15 protein-coding genes and 1 tRNA gene are annotated in these 18,385 nt (G+C 67.0%); 8 read left to right on the top strand and 8 right to left on the bottom strand.

Annotated elements, in window-relative coordinates:
- Positions 1-150: 150 nt before the first annotated feature.
- Positions 151-225 (bottom strand) — tRNA-Gly (locus OXQ33_RS16360).
- A gap of 131 nt (positions 226-356) precedes the next feature.
- On the opposite strand from OXQ33_RS16360, the gene OXQ33_RS16355 reads away from it, so the two are divergent.
- The 4 genes from OXQ33_RS16355 to clpS all read left to right on the top strand — a co-directional run bounded on the left by OXQ33_RS16355 (position 357) and on the right by clpS (position 6,554).
- Positions 357-1,118 (top strand): hypothetical protein, encoded by a 762-nt coding sequence (locus OXQ33_RS16355; protein ID WP_267435739.1) that lies wholly within the window; start codon positions 357-359, stop codon positions 1,116-1,118.
- Positions 1,009-2,562 (top strand): DNA polymerase Y family protein, encoded by a 1,554-nt coding sequence (locus tag OXQ33_RS16350; protein ID WP_267435738.1) that lies wholly within the window; start codon positions 1,009-1,011, stop codon positions 2,560-2,562. Before OXQ33_RS16355 ends, OXQ33_RS16350 begins: the two co-directional genes overlap by 110 nt.
- Before the next feature lie 161 nt (positions 2,563-2,723).
- Positions 2,724-6,026 carry an error-prone DNA polymerase gene (locus OXQ33_RS16345; RefSeq protein ID WP_267435737.1) on the top strand — a complete coding sequence of 1,101 codons (3,303 nt, stop codon included), beginning with the start codon at positions 2,724-2,726 and terminating at the stop codon, positions 6,024-6,026.
- A 171-nt stretch (positions 6,027-6,197) separates the two neighbouring features.
- Positions 6,198-6,554, top strand: coding sequence for an ATP-dependent Clp protease adapter ClpS (clpS, locus tag OXQ33_RS16340; RefSeq protein ID WP_267435740.1), 357 nt, complete (start codon positions 6,198-6,200; stop codon positions 6,552-6,554).
- Positions 6,555-6,585: 31 nt separating this feature from the next.
- On the opposite strand, the gene OXQ33_RS16335 is transcribed toward clpS, so the two are convergent.
- A complete protein-coding gene (locus tag OXQ33_RS16335; RefSeq protein WP_267435736.1) occupies positions 6,586-7,320 on the bottom strand; it encodes a Crp/Fnr family transcriptional regulator in 735 nt (244 codons plus the stop codon).
- A 191-nt stretch (positions 7,321-7,511) separates the two neighbouring features.
- On the opposite strand from OXQ33_RS16335, the gene murA reads away from it, so the two are divergent.
- Positions 7,512-8,792 (top strand): UDP-N-acetylglucosamine 1-carboxyvinyltransferase, encoded by a 1,281-nt coding sequence (murA, locus tag OXQ33_RS16330; protein ID WP_267435735.1) that lies wholly within the window; start codon positions 7,512-7,514, stop codon positions 8,790-8,792.
- Between the two features lie 131 nt (positions 8,793-8,923).
- Here murA and OXQ33_RS16325 read toward each other — a convergent pair whose 3' ends face one another.
- Both OXQ33_RS16325 and OXQ33_RS16320 read right to left on the bottom strand, forming a co-directional pair.
- On the bottom strand, positions 8,924-10,516 hold the full coding sequence (locus OXQ33_RS16325) for a cisplatin damage response ATP-dependent DNA ligase (protein WP_267435734.1): 1,593 nt from the start codon (positions 10,514-10,516) through the stop codon (positions 8,924-8,926).
- A 7-nt stretch (positions 10,517-10,523) separates the two neighbouring features.
- Entirely contained in the window at positions 10,524-10,709 is a 186-nt protein-coding gene (locus tag OXQ33_RS16320) for a DUF1328 family protein (protein WP_267435733.1), read from the bottom strand.
- 404 nt (positions 10,710-11,113) lie between these two features.
- Between OXQ33_RS16320 and OXQ33_RS16315 the strand changes: the two genes are divergently transcribed.
- A complete protein-coding gene (locus OXQ33_RS16315; RefSeq protein ID WP_267435732.1) occupies positions 11,114-12,763 on the top strand; it encodes a hypothetical protein in 1,650 nt (549 codons plus the stop codon).
- A 61-nt stretch (positions 12,764-12,824) separates the two neighbouring features.
- On the opposite strand, the gene OXQ33_RS16310 is transcribed toward OXQ33_RS16315, so the two are convergent.
- The 3 genes from OXQ33_RS16310 to OXQ33_RS16300 all read right to left on the bottom strand — a co-directional run bounded on the left by OXQ33_RS16310 (position 12,825) and on the right by OXQ33_RS16300 (position 14,326).
- On the bottom strand, positions 12,825-13,328 hold the full coding sequence (locus OXQ33_RS16310; protein WP_267435731.1) for a DNA starvation/stationary phase protection protein: 504 nt from the start codon (positions 13,326-13,328) through the stop codon (positions 12,825-12,827).
- Between the two features lie 93 nt (positions 13,329-13,421).
- Positions 13,422-13,991: a hypothetical protein gene (locus OXQ33_RS16305; protein WP_267435730.1), complete on the bottom strand. Its 570-nt coding sequence runs from the start codon at positions 13,989-13,991 to the stop codon at positions 13,422-13,424.
- Positions 13,991-14,326 carry a hypothetical protein gene (locus OXQ33_RS16300; RefSeq protein ID WP_267435729.1) on the bottom strand — a complete coding sequence of 112 codons (336 nt, stop codon included), beginning with the start codon at positions 14,324-14,326 and terminating at the stop codon, positions 13,991-13,993. Before OXQ33_RS16300 ends, OXQ33_RS16305 begins: the two co-directional genes overlap by 1 nt.
- A 198-nt stretch (positions 14,327-14,524) precedes the next feature.
- Here OXQ33_RS16300 and rpmG point away from each other — a divergent pair, with 198 nt between their 5' ends.
- Positions 14,525-14,692 carry a 50S ribosomal protein L33 gene (gene rpmG / locus OXQ33_RS16295; RefSeq protein ID WP_007407030.1) on the top strand — a complete coding sequence of 56 codons (168 nt, stop codon included), beginning with the start codon at positions 14,525-14,527 and terminating at the stop codon, positions 14,690-14,692.
- A gap of 153 nt (positions 14,693-14,845) precedes the next feature.
- Here rpmG and OXQ33_RS16290 read toward each other — a convergent pair whose 3' ends face one another.
- Complete coding sequence (locus OXQ33_RS16290) at positions 14,846-15,736, bottom strand: LysR substrate-binding domain-containing protein (RefSeq protein WP_267435728.1); 891 nt, start codon at positions 15,734-15,736, stop codon at positions 14,846-14,848.
- Positions 15,737-15,996: 260 nt separating this feature from the next.
- Here OXQ33_RS16290 and OXQ33_RS16285 point away from each other — a divergent pair, with 260 nt between their 5' ends.
- Positions 15,997-18,288, top strand: coding sequence for a CDC48 family AAA ATPase (locus OXQ33_RS16285; protein WP_267435727.1), 2,292 nt, complete (start codon positions 15,997-15,999; stop codon positions 18,286-18,288).
- Positions 18,289-18,385: the final 97 nt, after the last annotated feature.

Below are 18,385 nucleotides of genomic sequence, written 5' to 3'. Positions count from 1 at the left end.
GGAAAACACAACGCATCCGTTATGATCCGGCATCGGTGGTGAGGCTGTTCGCTCGGCAAGCTGCGACCGTCGATGGTTCGACAGTGCCGATGGATATCAGGATGAATGGGAGCGTCGCTTGGCGACGAAGGCGGTTCCTGTGGGAACCGCTGGAGCGGGCGAAGGGATTCGAACCCTCGACCCCAACCTTGGCAAGGTTGTGCTCTACCCCTGAGCTACGCCCGCTCTGGCGTTCCGAACCGGCGAACCGGCTGGGGTGAGGCGCGCTAATAGATGTGGGTTTTCGAACCGGCAAGCCCTTTTTTCAAAATTTTTCCGACTGGCGGCTTGCCCTTGAGAACATTACAAGAACAAATATGGAGGAGCCCTTCGCCCTGATCGACCGACTGCGCCGCGCCGCCGCTTTGGCGAGCGAGGCGACGTGCGGTGCGGAGGGAATTGCGGACGATGGTCTGCCCCGGCTGGCGGGGGCGCAACTTCATGAGATTCATGCGCTTTCTCAAGAGGAAGCGGCCAGCGGCGCGGGCTTCGCCATGGGGTGCGTGCTGGCGGCGGCGGCGCGACCGTTGCTGTGGCTGCGCACCGAATCCGCCGAGCGCCAGGGCGGGCGACTCCATGGGCCGGGGCTGGTCGCGATGGGTCTCGACCCCGTCGATCTGGTCGTGGTGGTGGTCGCCGACGATGCCGCATTGTTGCGCGCGGCGGCGGATGGCGCGCGCTGTCCGGGGCTGGGAACGGTGATCGCGGAGGGCTGGGGGGCGATGCGGGGCTATGACCTGACCGCCTCACGCCGGTTGATGCTGTCCGCCGAAGCCTCGGGCGTGCTGATGATCCTGCTGCGTGTCGGCGGACAGGCGGTGCCGAGTGCCGCCGCGACCCGCTGGGCGGTCGCGCCCGCACCGTCGCGCGCGCTGGCCGCCGATGCGCCGGGCGCCCCCGCCTATGACCTGGAATTGCTGCGCCGACGGGGAGGGCCCGCCGGTGCCCGTTGGCGCGTGGAGTGGAACCGTGACACGCAAAGCTTCGATCCCGCGCCGCTATCTGGCGCTCGTCTTCCCCTGGTTGCCGATCGAGCGGCTGCGGGCCTGCCGCCCGCACCTGTTCGTGGCACGCGATGAGGCGCCGATCGTCTTCGCCGAATCGGTGGGCGGGGCGATCCGGCTCGCCGCGCTCGACAGGGCGGCGGTGGCGGCGGGGCTGTCGGTCGGGCTGACGCTCGCCGATGCGCGGGCGCGGGTGCCGGAGATCGAGGTGTTTCCGCACGACCCCGCCGCCGATGCCGACTGGCTGGAGCGGCTGGCCGAGGGCGCGCGACGCTACAGCCCGGCGGTGGCGCTCGACCCGCCACAGGGACTGGTGCTGGACAGTGCGGGGGCGGACCATCTGTTCGGCGGCGAGCGCGGGCTGGCCGAGGATATCGAGACGCGGATGGCCAGGCGGGGGATCACCGTGCGGCTGGCCTATGGCGACACGCCCGAAGCGGCACGGGCGCTGGCGCGGCATGCGGGTGCCCCCGCCCCGGACGAGATGGGGGCGATCCGCCGCCTGTCCGTGGCCGCGCTGGAACTGGACGCCGATGCGACGGCGGCGCTGGTCGCGGCGGGGTTGAAGTCGGTCGGCGACGTGCTGGCGCGTCCGATGGCGGCGATCGCGTCGCGTTTCGGGCGGGAGGCGGCGACGGCGCTGCGGCGGCTGACTGGCGAGGAGGACAGTCCGCTGACCCCGCGTGTGGTGGCGGCACCGATCGCGGTGGAACGCCGTTTCGCCGAACCGGTGGCGAAGACCGACCATATGCTGGCGGTACTGGAGGAACTGGCGGGAGAGGCGGCGCGGGCGCTGGAGGAGCGGCATGAGGGCGGGCGGCGCTGGGACGCACGGCTGTTCCGCGCCGATGGCGAGGTGCAGGGCCTGCGCGTCGAGACGGGGCAGCCGACCCGCGATCCGGCGGTGCTGCTGCGGCTGTTCCGCGAGCGGATCGAGGCGCTGGCCGATCCGCTCGACCCCGGGTTCGGGTACGACCTGATCCGGCTGGACGTGGGGTTGGCCGAGAAGCTCGACGCGGTGCAGTTGCGGCTGGAGGGGGGCGAGGCCAAGTCGGAGGCGGTGGCGGCGCTGATCGACCGGCTGGGTACCCGGCTGGGGCGCGAGCGGGTGCGGCGAATCCATCCGCGCGACAGCCATATTCCCGAACAGGCCGAATTGCTGCTGCCCGCGACCGAGACGCCGCCCAAGGCCGAATGGACCCGGCCCGAGCCGGGCGAGCCCCCTTCGCGCCCCATCCATCTGTTCGATCCGCCCCAGCCGATCGAATCGCTCGCCGCCGAGACGCCCGACGGACCGCCTGCGCGCTTTCGCTGGCGGCGCAAGCTGCATGACGTGGCGCGCGCGGAAGGGCCGGAGCGGATCGCGGGCGAATGGTGGCGGCGGGCCGACATGGCGCCGCCCACGCGCGACTATTACCGGGTGGAGGATGTGCGCGGGCGGCGCTTCTGGATCTTTCGCCACGGCCTTTACAGCGAGACCGAGCGGCCGCGCTGGTATGTTCATGGGCTATTCGCGTGAGGGGGGCGTTTGCTCCCATTCCTCCCCTGCAAGGGGAGGTGGCAGCGCATAGCGCTGACGGAGGGGTGTCACGGCCAGTGATGAACCCCATCGCGAGCCGTGACACCCCTCCACCATGCTGCGCATGGTCCCCCTCCCCTTACAGGGGAGGAAAGGGTTAAGTGTCTGCCCAACCCCGCTTTGCCGAACTGGTCGCGGCGACGCACTACTCCTTTCTCGATGGCGCGAGTCCGGCGGAGGACATGGTCGCGAGAGCCCATGAACTGCGTCTCGACGGCATCGGTATCGTCGATCGCAACACGGTGGCGGGTGTGGTGCGGGCGCTGAGAGCGTGGCGAAAAGCGTGCGCTTCGGCGGAGGAAATCGGCGGTCGTCCACCACCGACCCTGGTCGTCGGCGCCCGGCTGGTCTTCGCCGACGGCACGCCGGACATCGTCGCCTATCCCATCGACCGCACCGGCTGGGGGCGGCTGACCCGGTTGCTGACTATGGGCAACAAGCGCGCCAGGAAGGGCGGCTGCATTCTCGGACTGGGCGATCTGATCCGCCATGCCGAGGATCTGCTGCTGATCGCGCTACCCCAATCCTCCGCCCGGCGCTGCGAGCCGATGGCGGAGGCGATGCTACCTCCGCGCCGTGCCGATCCGGGGCTGGCGGCGACGCTCGACCGGTTGGTGGCGGTGGCGCCGGGGCGGGTCTGGCTGGGCGTCACCATGCCGCGATCGGGCGCGGACCGGCGGCGGCTGGCGGCATGGGCGGCGCTGGCGGAGGGGCGGGGGGTACCGCTGCTCGCGACCACCGACGCTTTGTTCGCCACGCCCGAGGACCGACCGGTACAGGATATACTGACCTGTATTCGTGAAGGCCTGACCATCCGCACCGGCGGACGGCGGCTGGCGGCCAATGCCGAGCGGCATCTGAAGCCGGCGACGGAGATGGCGCGCCTGTTCGCCGACCGGCCGGGGGCGGTGGAGGAAAGCGTGGCGATCCTCGAGCGGATCACGTTCCGGCTGGATCACATCGCCTATCAGTATCCTGACGAGCCGGTACCCGAGGGGTGGGAAGCACAGGACTGGCTGGAGGAACTGGTCCGGAAGGAAGCGGCGGCGCGCTTTCCCGAGGGCATTCCGGAGAAACTTCAGGGAACGCTGAGGGAGGAACTCGCGCTCATCCGCGACTGTCAATATGCCCATTATTTCCTGACCGTGCACGATGTGGTGCGGCATGCACGCAGCCTCGATCCGCCCATTCTTTGCCAAGGGCGCGGATCGGCGGCCAATTCGGCGGTGTGCTGGATATTGGGCGTGACCTCGGTCGATCCGACCAAGCACGACCTGCTCTTCTCGCGCTTCGTCTCGAACGAACGCAAGGAGCCGCCCGATATCGACATCGATTTCGAGCATGAGCGGCGCGAGGAGGTGATCGAATATATCTACAACCGCTATGGCCGCCACCGCGCCGCCATCGCCGCGACCGTCATCCATTACCGCCCGCGCAGCACCGTGCGCGAGGTCGGGCGGGCGCTGGGGCTGAGCGAGGATGTCACCCAGCGGCTGACCAGCACCGTCTGGGGCAGTTTCTCGCAGCGGTTCGAGGAAAAGCGTTTCCACGAAACCGGCTTTTCCCCCGACAATCCCGAGATCGCCCGGCTCCGCACCCTGGTCGACCGGCTGCTGGGCGCGCCCCGGCATCTGTCGCAGCATGTCGGCGGCTTCGTGCTGACGCAGGACCGTCTCGACGAGACGGTGCCGATCCATAACGGCGCGATGGAGGGGCGGACCTTCATCGAATGGGACAAGGACGATATCGACGAGTTGAAGATCATGAAGGTCGACATATTGGCGCTGGGGATGCTGACCTGCATCCGCAAGGCGTTCGACCTGATGGCGGCGAACGGGCTACCGCGGCCCGACCTGACCCATCTGGCGCAGGATGAAGACCCGGCCGTCTATAAGATGCTGCAAAAGGGCGACAGCATCGGGGTGTTCCAGGTGGAGAGCCGGGCGCAGATCAACATGCTGCCCCGGCTGAAGCCCAAGGAATTTTACGACCTGGTCGTGCAGGTCGCGATCGTCCGGCCGGGGCCGATCGAGGGGGACATGGTCCACCCCTATCTGCGCCGCCGGGCGGGGACGGAGCCGGTCAGCTACCCCTCGCCCAAAGACGGTCCGACGGACGAATTATATCAACTGCTGGGCAAGACCTATGGCGTGCCGCTGTTCCAGGAACAGGCGATGAAGCTGGCCATCACCGCCGCCAAATTCACGCCCGACGAAGCCAACCAGCTTCGCCGCGCCATGGCGACCTTCCGCAATGTCGGGACCATCCAGAATTTCCGCGAGAAGATGGTCGGCGGCATGGTCGCGCGCGGTTATGAGGCCGACTTCGCCGAACGCTGTTTTAAGCAGATCGAGGGTTTCGGCTCCTATGGCTTTCCCGAAAGCCATGCGCTGTCCTTCGCGCGGCTGGTCTATGTTTCGGCCTGGCTGAAATGCCATCAGGCCGCGATCTTCACCTGTGCGCTGCTCAATGCCCAGCCGATGGGTTTCTATGCCCCCGCGCAACTGGTCCGCGACGCGCGCGAGAATGGCAAGGTGGAGGTGCGGCCGGTCGATGTGAATCACAGCGGCTGGGACAATCGGCTGGAGCGGCGCGACGACGGGGCGTTCGCGCTGCGGCTGGGCTTTCGCCAGGTCGACGGGTTTCGCGAGGAATGGGGCAAGGCGATCGCCACCCATGCGCCCTATGAAACCATCGAATCGGTCGCGATCCGGGGGCGTCTCCCCCGTCGCGCGCTCGACCTGTTGGCACAGGCGGATGCCTATCGCTCGCTGGGGCGCGGGCGGCGCGAGGGGCAGTGGGAGGCGCGGCGGATGAAGTCGGCGCAACTGCCTCTGTTCGCCGCGATGGAGGCCCCCGAAATGGCCACCGAGCCGCCCGTGACCCTGCCCCCCATGTCACCATCGGAGCAGGTGACGGCGGATTACCGTGTCACCCGCCTGTCGCTGAAGGGCCATCCCATGGCGTTCCTGCGCAGCGAACTGGCGGCGGAGGGGGTGCTGTCCGCTGCCGATATCAGGAACCTGCGCGACGGGCGGCGGGTGAAGGTGGCGGGGGTGGTGCTGGTCCGCCAGCGGCCCGGCAAGGGCAATGCGATCTTCGTCACGATCGAGGACGAGACGGGGATCGTCAACGCGCTGCTCTGGGCCCGCGATTTCGAGGCGAACCGGCGGGCGGTGATGGCGTCGCGGCTGATGCTGATCCACGGCGTCGTCCAGCGCAGCGAAGAGGGGGTGGTGCATGTCATGACCGCCGGGGTCGAGGATCGCAGCGCGATGCTGGCCCGGCTGGAGGACGTTCCCGTCGCGCCGACCCGCTCGCACGATCCGCGCGGCGTCCCGGCCCCGCGCGGCGTGCATCCGCGCGACGTCCGGCTGCTGCCCCGTTCGCGGGATTTCCATTAAGGCGGATCGACATTCCCCCATTCCTCCCCCGCACGGAAGGAACAGGGCCAAGACCACCATATCGATTTATGCGGTCGTTTCCGGACCCAAGGACTTGTGCCCACCCCCCGCCATGCCATATTTTACGTCATCATGGCCCTGAACAGCGACCTTTTCACCCATCCTCTGGGAATGACCGGCAATGGGCCGGGACGTGGGCCCGGCCAAGGTCCCGATCAGGGGGACGACGACGGCAACGGTCTGGGCGTCGCGACGCGAACCCGGACGCGCACCAAGCAGCCGACGCCGTACCGCGTGCTGATGCTCAACGACGATTACACGCCGATGGAATTCGTCGTGCTGTGCCTCCAGCGCTTTTTCCGGATGAGCATGGACGACGCGACCCGCGTGATGCTGCACGTCCATCAGCGCGGGGTGGGGGTGTGCGGTGTCTTTTCCTACGAAGTCGCCGAGACCAAGGTGGCGCAGGTGATCGACTTCGCCCGCGCCAACCAGCACCCCTTGCAGTGCACGCTGGAAAAGGCGTGAAGCGCGCCGTTCCTCCTCGTATCGGGGAGGATCAGCGCGCGGGCGGCAGCCAGCCGAGGTCCAGCCCGGCGAAGCGGTCGATATAGCCCGCTTCCTGCACCAGCCGCTCTTCGTCCAGCAGGAACACCCGTCCGCCCTCGCGCTTGATGAGGCCTTCATCCTCCAGCAGGCGGAGCATCCGGTTCACATGCACGGCGGTCAGCCCGATCGCGTCGCCCATCTCCTCCTGGGTCAGCCCCGGCGTGAAGGACATGCCGACGGTCATCCCCGCCTGGCGCATCTGGCCGCGTAGCGACAGCAGCAGCGTCGCCACCCGTACGCGGGCCGCGGTGCGGCCCAGCCCGGCCAGACGATCGGTCGTGACGACCCGCTCGATCTGGTTGAGCACCAGGATCAGGCTGAACAGGCGGGGGTGATCGGTCGCCAGCCGGGTCATGTGCGACCGGTCGAAGGAACAGACCACCGCGTTCGACACCGCGACGATCGTATCGGGCGACCGGCCATAGACCAGGGTGGACATGGCGAAGAGGTCGCCGGGAAACAGGAAGCGCACGATCTGGCGGCTGCCGTCGTCGAGCAGGACATAGCACATCAACATGCCCTGCAGCACGACGGACAATTCCTCGGTACGGGACCGCTCGTTCATCAGGACCAGGCCGCGCCGTATCGATCGTGGCTTGTCTTCCATCCGCGACAGCGCGTCGCGCTCGGCCGGGGTCAAAGCGACCCATTTGTTCAGGCGATCAGCAAGGCCGAAATTTGACACTGACACTCCATCCCCCGACTGGAAAAAGTGCCTTAGCCACGGAGGATATGGACCTGCATTAATATCGATCAACCAGTGCTTTGGCCGTGTAACGATCGGGACACATCCTGCGCTGACGTGACGATTCGCATGCGATTCGGCGATGCGCGACCCTTGGCGGTGGCGCGCGGGTCCGCTAGGGACCGGAATCTATGGACCGTATCCTCATTCGCGGCGGCAACCGGCTGTCGGGTCGCCTGAAGATTTCCGGCGCGAAGAACGCCGCGCTCACCCTGATGCCCTGCGCGATCCTGACCGACGAGCCGGTCACGCTGCGCAACCTGCCGCGTCTGGCCGATGTCGACGGGTTCGGCCATCTGCTGAACCAGATCGGCGCGTCGACGCGGGTCGAGGGTACGCGCCCCGAGGATTTCGGCCGGGTCATGACGATCCGGGCGGGGCAGCTTTTCTCGACCGAGGCGCCCTACGACATCGTGCGCAAGATGCGCGCGTCGATCCTGGTGCTGGGCCCGATCCTGGCGCGCGCGGGTGAGGCGCGGGTGTCGCTGCCCGGCGGCTGCGCGATCGGCAATCGCCCGATCGACCTGCATCTGAAGGCGCTGGAGGCGCTGGGCGCGGAGATCGAGCTGACTGCCGGTTACGTCAAGGCCAGCGCGCCCGGCGGCCGGTTGTCGGGCGGACGCTATACCTTTCCGGTGGTGTCGGTCGGCGCGACCGAGAACGCGCTGATGGCCGCGGTCACCGCCAAGGGCACTTCGGTGCTGAGCAATGCCGCGCGCGAGCCCGAGATCGTCGACCTGTGCCGCCTGCTGATCGCGATGGGCGCGCGGATCGACGGCGTCGGCACCGAGACGCTGACCATCGAGGGTGTCGAGCGACTTCACGGCGCGACCTATTCGGTGATGCCCGACCGGATCGAGGCGGGCTCCTATGCCTGCGCCGCCGCGATCACCGGCGGCGACCTGGAACTGGTGGGCGCCTGTGCCGAGGATATGCGCGCGACGCTGGCTGCCCTGGTCGAGGCTGGCGTGACAGTCGAGGAAGGCCGCGACTCGATCCGTGTCGCCGCCAACGGCCCGCTCCAGCCGCTGACGCTGTCGACCGCGCCCTTCCCGGGCTTCGCCACCGACATGCAGGCGCAGTTCATGGCGATGCTGTGCAAGGCCGAGGGCACCAGCACCCTGACCGAGACCATCTTCGAGAACCGTTACATGCATGTGCCCGAGCTGGCGCGGATGGGGGCGGACATTCAGGTCCATGGCCGCACCGCGATGGTCAAGGGCGTCGAGCGGCTGACCGGCGCGCCGGTGATGGCGACCGACCTGCGGGCCTCGATGAGCCTGATCCTGGCGGGCTTGGCCGCCGAGGGCGAGACCTCGGTCAGCCGCGTCTATCACCTGGATCGCGGTTACGAGCGGTTGGAAGAGAAACTGTCGGCGGTCGGCGCGGATATCGAGCGCGTCGGGGATTAAGACCCATTCCTCCCCTGCAAGGGGAGGGGGACCATCCGAAGGATGGTGGAGGGGTGTCCCCGCTGGCCGCGACACCCCTCCGTCAGCGCTACGCGCTGCCACCTCCCCTTGCAGGGGAGGAATGAAGTTCCCTACGTCACCAGCCGCTTCAGCGTCTCCACCCGATCCGCCTCGGCGGCGGGTTTGTCGGTGCGGATGCGCGCGATTCGAGGGAAGCGCATCGCGACCCCCGATTTGTGCCGTTTCGAATCGTGGATCGAGTCGAAGGCGATCTCCAGCACCAGGGTCTTCTCCACCTCGCGCACCGGGCCGAATCGATGGACGGTGTGCGCGCGGACAAACCGATCCAACTGGCGCAATTCCTCGTCGGTGATCCCCGAATAGGCCTTGCCCACGGGCAGCAGCTCGCCCTCCTCGGTCCAGCAGCCGAAGGTATAGTCGCTATAATAGCTCGACCGCCGCCCATTGCCGCGCTGGGCGTACATCATCACGCAATCGGCGGTCAGAGGATCGCGCTTCCATTTGTACCACAGGCCGACGCGCCGCCCGCCGCTGTACGGCGAGTCGCGGCGTTTGAGCATCACCCCCTCGATCGCGGCATCGCGGGCGGTGGCGCGCAGGGCCTCCAGGGCGGTGAAGTCCTCCGCCTCGATCACCGCGCTGACGTCGAACCGCTCGGGGTCGAGCTTCGCCGCGAACGCCTCCAGTCTCTTGCGCCGCTCGGTCCAGGGGAGGGGGCGGACATCCTCCGTCCCGTCCACGAGAATGTCGTAGAGCCGGACGAAGGCGGGATAATCGGCGAGCATCCTGGCCGACACCGTCTTCCGCCCCAGCCTTTGCTGGAGCGCGTTGAAGCTGGCCGCGCCGCCGCCATCCTCCAGCGTGCCGCCCTGATGCTCGCCCTTGACCAGCAACTCGCCATCCACCGCCCCCACCGCATCGAAGGCGCTGGCGACATCGGGAAAGGCGTGGGTCACGTCATCGCCGGTGCGGCTGTAGAGCCGGGTCTGCCCCGCGACATGGACGATCTGCACCCGGATGCCGTCCCATTTCCACTCGGCGGCATAGTCGGTCAGGTCGACCCGCAGATCCTCCAGCGGATGGGCGAGCATGAAGGGGCGGAAGACCGGCACATCGGCGGGCGTGGGCTGCGCGCCCGTGCCCTCGCCCCAGGCGAAGAGTTCCGCATAAGGGGGCGAGAGGCCGTGCCAGACCTCCTCCACCGCCTCGACATCCAGGCCGAAATGCTGGGCGAAGGCGGTCTTGGCGAGGCGGGCCGACAGGCCGATACGCAGGCCGCCGGTCGCCATCTTCAACAGCGCGAATCGCTCCTCCGCGCTCGATCGGTCGAGCATGTCGGCCAGCACGGCGGGCGCGTCGGAACGTGACAGATGCCGTAACCGCTCGACCACCGCACTCACCGACAGTGGCTCGGGATTGAGCGGCCGGTCGGGCGCGGGCCAGAGCAGGGCGACCGTCTCCGCCGTATCGCCGACATAGTCGCGACTCATGCGGAACAGGACGGGATCCACCCGCTGCTCGATCAGCGCGCGGATGAGCGCGGGCTTGACGCCGGGCAGGTCGAGATCGCCCGTCAATGCCGCCATCGCCCAACCCCGGTCGGGATCGGGCGTGGCGGCGAGGTAATCCGCGACCAGTTTCAGCTTGGCATTGCGCGACCGCGTATAGATCAACGCATCGAGCAAGCCCGCAAAGTCCCGCATATGCGGGTCAGTCGATCGCGTTCTTCACCGATTTGCCCGCGATCAGCCCCAGCACCAGGAAGATCACGAACAACGCGATCGCGATGAAGAACAGGATCTTGGCGATTCCGACGAACGCCCCGCCGACCCCCCCGAAGCCGAGCGCGCCCAGGATCAGTCCGATGACGAGGAATGTGATGGCAAGCTTGAGCATGGGGAGAATCCTTCCGATCTGATGGGGGATCAACAGGCCAGACGGGTTGGTGTTCCGATTACCGATGCACGGATGAGGTGCGGGACCAGGGATGCGGACGCGGCACGACCCTGAATCCGAAAAAGGGCATATTATCTGTCCCATAGCGGTATCGCACCGGCATATTACGCAGTTGCAGCATTGCCTCCCTGTCCTGATCTGGTGCATCATCTGATGGGAGGGGGCAGTGACCATCTGCTCACGGGGGAATATCCATGACAACTCGGCGCCAATTCCTGATCGGTGCGGCCGCCTTTTCATGCGCTGGCTGCGTGGTCGAAGGCGGGAATGAATCTCCGTCGCAACCGACTCCTACGCCGTCACCGTCGCCATCGCCCTCTCCGGTCGACACGCCGCCGCTCTATATGCTGGCGACCAAGGATGGGTCAGTCGGACAGACCTATTCCGCGCCGCAGGGGCTGACCGGGGTTCAATGGTTCCGGGAAACGCTGACGCCCGATCGGACGCGCACGGCGATCGCGGGAGCGTCGGGGGCCACCTATGTCGCGACGGCGGAGGATATCGGCACACGCCTGGTCGCGGTCGGCATGATGAACGGACAGCGCAGCGTGGCCGCGGCGCTGGCGGTGGTGCTCGACATTCCCGTGCTGCTCGAAGGTTTCGACACGGCGGGCGGATTCACCGCCACCAACGAAGCCCTGCTCAGCAGCCGGTCGGCCCTGGCGCAGGGCAGCGGCGCGGTGGAGATGCAGGGAACCGGATCGCGCCTGGGCGGGCCGGGATTGCGCAAGTCCGACATCGGCTATCACGACCCTGTCCGGTTCGGCACGATCGCGCAGTTCGTCGACCTGGGATGGGACCCGATCTATGGCACCGCCACCGGCTTCGACCTGACATTGTCGCGGGAGGGGCAGGAGTTTCGCGCGCCGGAGCCGCTTCTGGCGCCGCTCTTTCAGACGCCGCAGCCGCTGTTCTTCGGCACGATGTGGGGCTCGGTCCATTCCAGCGAGATCGCCGGGCTGCAAAGCGCGGGTGCGGGGCGGTTCGGCATGGCGAACAGCGTGACGACGCAGGTGCCCGACGCCCCCCGGATCGGCGTCGACGCGCTGGTGGCGCGGGCCGGTGGGCGCCCGACCATCATCATCGGCTTCGACGACATATTGCGCACGCAATATACCGAGGCGTTTCCCTATATGCGGGCGCGCAACGTCAAGGGCGGCTTCCACGTCGCGCCCGGCCTGATCGGCGGGCAGAACAGGATGACCGTTGCCCAGCTTCGCGAAATGTATGACGCAGGTTGGGACTGTTACCTGAACGGCAGCTATGACGACATTCTGATGACCGACCATCCGACGCTGGCGGCGGCCTTGGCGGACCTGCAAAAGGTGCGCGACTGGGCGCAGGCCAATGGAATGCCGCGCGGCAATGATTTCTGCTGCTATCCCAATGGCCGTTACCATGTCAGCCCCACCCGGCCGCGCACCTTCTCGGCCAGGACCTATGGCACGCGCATCGCCACCATGTCGGACACGACGGGGATCCGGGCCGGAATGTTCGTCGGCGGCTATAATGTGCCCACCGGAACGACCGTGGTCAGCGTGGACAGCGCGACGCAGATCACGCTCAGCACCGAGGTCGTCGCGCAGGTCAAGGCGTTCAACTTCAACGACCTGTCGAGCGAATTCTCCTATACCAAGCTGCCGCTCGCGCTGAAGGCCGCCGGATACAAGATGGCGCGGACGACGCAGGGGCGGGGCAGCTGGCTGTCACGCTTCGGCATTCCCGATCGCGGCGGCATCCTGGCGCCCGCCAACGCCACATCGAATCAAAGCCTGGAACAGCTGAAGGCCGATATCGACCTGACCATATTGCGGGGCGAAACCTCGGAATTCTACATCCATGGCCTTGCCGAGAACGCGGCCGGGCAGACCGATCCGGCGAAGTTTCGCGGGCTGATCGATCATATCGTCGCACGGCGCGACGCGGGGCAGCTCGATGTGCTGACCAAGACCGAATTGTGGATGCGGGACGGGAATTCCTCGCTTCCGATCTGACCCGCACAAAAAAGGCCCCGGCTTTCACCGGGGCCTTTCCTTTATCGACCGGCTCGAACCCTCAGCCCTTGCGGCCCGCCTCGAACAGGAACCAGGCGCGTTCCTCGGCCTGGTCGGTCCATTCGTCGACGATGCCGCTGGTGGCATTATCCTTCGCCTCTTCGGCGGCGTCCTTCACCGTGCGGAAGCGTTCGACCAGCTTCAGATTGTCGTCGCGCAGCTCGACCAGCATGTCGGCGGCGGACACGAAGTCGCGATCATTGTCGACGATCGTCTGGCGGCGCGCGATGTCGCCGATCGAGCGCAGCGTGACGTTGCCAGTCTTGCGCACTCGCTCGGCAATGGCGTCGGTCACGCCCAGGATCTGCGTGGCCTGATCGTCGAGCATCAGATGATAATCGCGGAAATGCGGGCCCGAGACGTGCCAGTGGAAATTCTTGGTCTTCAGGTACAACGCATAGCAGTCGGCCAGTGCGCCGTTCAGCGCATCGGCGACGCTGGCGGTCGCGTTGCGGTTCAGATCGGTCGGCGTATCGAGCGCCGGATTGGTATCGGACATGGACATGCTCCCGCTGTCTGGAATCGTTGCGTAAACGATCCGATGACGAAATGGCTCCGCTGAGTCCATGTACAAAGCCCGGCCTCAGTGATCGATGCTCTAGATCAGTTCTTTCACCGACAGTCCGGTCACCACGCCGGCCAGCACCATGATCGCGCCCAGTGCCAGGCGGAGGGCACGCAGGGGCAGGCGACGCCATGCCCGCTCGCCCATCAGCATCGCGGGCAGCATCGCACCCGACAGTCCGATCACCGCGCCGGGCAGGGCGGCCCAGGGCAGCGGCGAGCGGGCGGCGGCGGCCGCCACGACCAGCAACCCCGAATCAGCGAACAGGACCGCGCCACCGAAGATCACCGCTCCCCCGAACGCGCCCAGCCGGGGCCGACCATAGGGGTTGGCGGGTCGGGGTATCCGCCCCATCATCCCGATTCCCGTCACGACCAGCGCGATCGCCAGCAACAGGCCATGCGTCTCCGGGGTGAATTGCGGGGCGAGCAGGATGCCGATCCGAATCGCCCCGGCGGCCAGCACCGCCTGCGCCAGCATCAATCCGGCCAGCACCGCCACGGTCTTGCCGCTCCGGTCCACCAGTTGCGCCGCCAACAGGCTCAGTCGCCCGCCGGTCTGTCCCGCCAGGGTCGCGACCAGGATCAGCATGAAGGCGTCCATCAGGCCGCCAGTCGCACCGAACAGGCCTCCGCGAATCGGTTGGCGGCCTCCAGATCCTGTCGTTCGCTGGCGACCGCCTCCGTCAGCATCGCGAACCAGCCATGGACGGGCACCGGCCCGTCGCCGCGCATCAGCGCCCGGTCGATGAAGTGGGTCACCGTCACCGCCGGGGCCAGGCCATGAGCATGGGCAAGCTGGCGAATGGCCTCGATACCGCCCAGCAGATCGGCGGCGGGGGTATAGGGCGCGCGCACGTCGAGCGCGGCGATCCGGGCCCAAAGCTGATCCCGTATCTCCGCCGCCGTGTCCCGGTCGGGCGATTCGCCCTGACTCATCGCTTCATGCCCCCCGGCCCCGCGCGCATGCCGCGTCATGGGCTGTCTGAACCTGTCGATATAGCGCGATAGGGGTAAAGAGGGGCTTAAATCGGGCGCCATACTTGACTCGGCGGCCCGGTTGGGCCATGCGCCGCCCTTATATAGCGGCGGCTCCGGCTGCCGCTTTCGCTTTTTCACGCATACAGGAACCAGGTCATGGCCAAGCCGACCACCGTCAAGATCAAGCTCGTCAGCTCGGCTGATACCGGCTTCTTTTACGTCACGAAGAAGAACCCGCGCACCAAGACCGAGAAGCTGAGCTTCAACAAGTACGACCCGGTCGTGCGCAAGCATGTCGAGTTCAAGGAAGCCAAGATCAAGTAATTCGCGGGCGGGCGCCTGTCCCGGCGCCCCGCGAAGGACTTGAAGGCGTGAAGCCGCCGTCCTGCCAAGGACGCGCGGCTTTTTGTCGTTGGGTTTGGAGACCTCCACGCGCCACGCGCACGCCCCTCCCGCAGGCGGGAGGGGGAGTAGAGGTCATGCCGCTGCCGGATACAGCGTCCGAATCAACCAGTCATGGAACAGCTTCACCGATTTCTGCTGAAGCGCACGCGGGCGACAGACGAACCAGTGGCTATAGGGGCTGTCCACCTCGATATCGAACAGCCGCACCAGGCGCGGGTCATGGGCGTGTTCGAAATGGCTGGCATGCATGAAGGCGACGCCCAGCCCCTGTGCCACCGCCTCCAGCATCAGGCCGCCAGAATCGAAGAAGTCGATCGCCTTGGGCTTGATATTGGTCAGCCCTGCCGCCTGGCACCAGGCGGTGAAGGCATCGGGCATTTCGCGGTGCAGCAGCGCGGTCATCCCGTTCATCTGCTCGGGGTGGAGCAGGGGATTCGGCCCCTCGATCAGCCTTTTGGCGCCGATGACATAGACTTTGTTGAAATCCAGCCGCTTGGCATAGAGCGACGGATCGATGTCGCGACCCAGCGCGATGACCGCGTCCAGTCCTTCGCCCAGCCGCGCGATGCCGTGGCCGGCGGTATCGATGTCGAGATGCAGTTCGGGATGCGCCGCGCGCAACAGCCCCATATGCGGGAACAGCCGCTGCGCCGCATAGAGCGGCAAGACGCCCAGGCGCAGGCGCAGCACCTCCTGGCCGCTGGTCATCGCCTCCACTGCGTCGGACAATTGGTCGAGCAGGGGGGCGATCTGCTCCATCAGCGTCTCGCCATCCTCATTGGGCACCATCGCCTGGTGCCGCCGGGCGAAAAGCGGCTTGCCGACGAAGCGTTCGAGTGTCTGCACCCGGCGGCTGAGCGCGGGGGCGGACAGTGCCAGTTCCTCGGCGGCGGCCTTGATGGAGCCCAGGCGGACCACCTGGACAAATGCCTCGATCGCACCGAGCGGGGGAAGCCTGCGCATGTCGCACCTGTACTCGTTGACCTATTGGTCAGAGGATTGCATAAACTGCAATCATAGCCAAGCTTTTCGCACTTGCAACATAACGTTTCGCACCGCAAAAGGAACGGGCCTTTCAGGCATCCTCTCCTAAAAACTTTTCGGGCTGGTCGTTTCGATCGGCCCTTTTTTTTGCCTCGCTTCGGCGGCGCGGTCTTTCGCGAACCGGAACCCGCCCCCACCTCCCGCGCTTTCGTGTTCAGACACTTTGCCAAGGGACCATCATGGCCGACAGCGACGCGCCGACCCGCAAGATACAGGTGGCAAACAGCCGCCCCGAGGATTCCGGGCGCGGCTTGGCCCATGTCCCGCGCAGTCTGATGGCGGCGCTCGGCATCACCGAGGGCGATGTCGTGGAGATCGTCGGCAAGCAGGCCACGCCCGCGCGCGCCGTCGCGCCTTACCCGGAGGACGAAGGGCTCGATCTGCTGCGCATCGACGGGTTGCAGCGCGCCAATGCGGGGGTCGGCTCGGGTGATTTCGTCGAGGTGCGCCGGGTCGAATCCAAGCCCGCCACCCGAGTCGTCTTCGCCCCCGCCCAGGAAAATCTGCGGCTCCAGGGGTCGGCCCAGGCGCTCAAGCGTACCTTCTTCAACCGACCGCTCTGTCAGGGCGATGTGGTGGCGACCGCGGGGCAGCAGCGGGTCACCAACATGCCGCCGGGCGTCGCGCAGTTCATGAACGCGCCTGCCTATGCGCTTCAGGAAATCCGCCTCGCCGTCGTCGCGGCCAGCCCCAAGGGGGTCGTCCATATCGACGAGAATACCGAGGTCGAACTGCGCCCCGAATATGAGGAACCGCGCGAGGCGCGGCGCGCCGACGTCACCTATGACGATATCGGAGGCATGGCCTCGACCATCGACCAGTTGCGCGAGATGGTCGAGCTGCCCTTGCGCTATCCCGAATTGTTCGAGCGGCTGGGCGTCGAGCCGCCCAAGGGCGTGTTGCTCCACGGGCCGCCCGGCACCGGCAAGACCCGGCTGGCGCGCGCCGTCGCCAATGAGTCGGACGCGCAATTCTTCCTGATCAACGGGCCGGAGATCATGGGCTCGGCCTATGGCGAATCGGAACAGCGCCTCCGCGAGATTTTCGAGGAGGCGACCAAGTCGGCCCCCTCGATCGTCTTCATCGACGAAATCGACTCGATCGCCCCCAAGCGCGACCGGGTGCAGGGGGAGGCGGAGAAGCGGCTGGTCGCCCAGTTGCTGACCCTGATGGACGGGCTGGAGTCACGTGCGAATCTGGTCATCATCGCTGCGACCAACCGGCCCGAGGCGATCGACGAGGCGCTGCGGCGACCGGGTCGGTTCGATCGTGAGATCGTGGTGGGTGTCCCCGACGAGCGCGGACGGCGCGAGATTCTGGGCATCCACACGCGCGGCATGCCGCTGGGCGACAAGGTCGACCTGGCCGAACTGGCGCGCACGACCTTCGGCTTCGTGGGCGCTGACCTGGCCGCGCTGACCCGTGAGGCGGCGATCGAGGCGGTGCGCCGGATCATGCCGCGCCTGAACCTGGAGGAGCGGACCATCCCGGCGGAAGTACTGGATACCCTGTCGGTGACGCGCGAGGACTTTCTGGAGGCACTGAAGCGTGTTCAGCCCTCGGCGATGCGCGAGGTGATGGTGCAGGCCCCGACCGTCCGCTGGGAGGATGTCGGCGGGCTCGACACCGCGCAGATGAAGCTGAAGGAAGGCGTCGAACTGCCGCTGAAAGACCCGGATGCCTTCCGGCGACTCGGCATCCGGCCGGCCAAGGGCTTCCTGCTCTATGGGCCGCCGGGCACCGGCAAGACACTGCTCGCCAAGGCGGTGGCGCGCGAGGCGCAGGCGAATTTCATCGCCACCAAGTCGAGCGACCTTCTGTCCAAATGGTATGGCGAGAGCGAGCAGCAGATTACTCGCCTCTTTGCGCGCGCCAGGCAGGTGGCGCCGACGGTGATCTTCATCGACGAACTCGATTCGCTCGTGCCTGCGCGCGGTGGCGGGCTGGGTGAGCCGCAGGTGACCGAGCGGGTGGTCAACACCATCCTCGCCGAGATGGACGGGCTGGAGGAACTCCAGTCGGTCGTGGTGATCGGCGCGACCAATAGGCCCAATCTGGTCGACCCGGCGCTGCTCCGGCCGGGGCGGTTCGACGAGCTGATCTATGTCGGCGTCCCCGACAAGGCCGGGCGGCGGCGCATCCTGGGGATCCAGACTGCCAAGATGCCGCTGGCGTCCGATGTCGACTTGGACGATGTCGCCGCGCGGACCGACCGCTTCACCGGCGCGGATCTGGGCGATGTGGTGCGCCGGGCGGGCCTGATCGCGCTGCGCAAGTCACTGGGTGCGACCGAGGTGGATATGGCTGCCTTCGAGGAAGCGCTGACCGAGGCGCGGGCGAGCGTCACGCCGGAGATGGAGCGCGATTACGAACAGATCGCGGCGAAGCTGAAGCAGGATGCGGCGTCGATCCAGCCGATCGGCTTCATTTCGCCCGGGATGCTGACGCCGAGAGGGGATAAGCAGCCCTGACGCCTGGCCGCTCCTCCTGTTGTAAGCCCCTCCTCCCAGTAGGGGAGGGGTTTGGGGTGGGGGGCACTGCCACAGGCGACGGGCTCGGTGAGACTTC

This window comes from Sphingomonas sp. GM_Shp_1 (assembly GCF_026540895.1).
GTDB lineage: Bacteria > Pseudomonadota > Alphaproteobacteria > Sphingomonadales > Sphingomonadaceae > Sphingomonas.
Note: the sequence above shows the minus strand (reverse complement) of the source record. Positions and strands in the feature narration are given on the sequence as shown.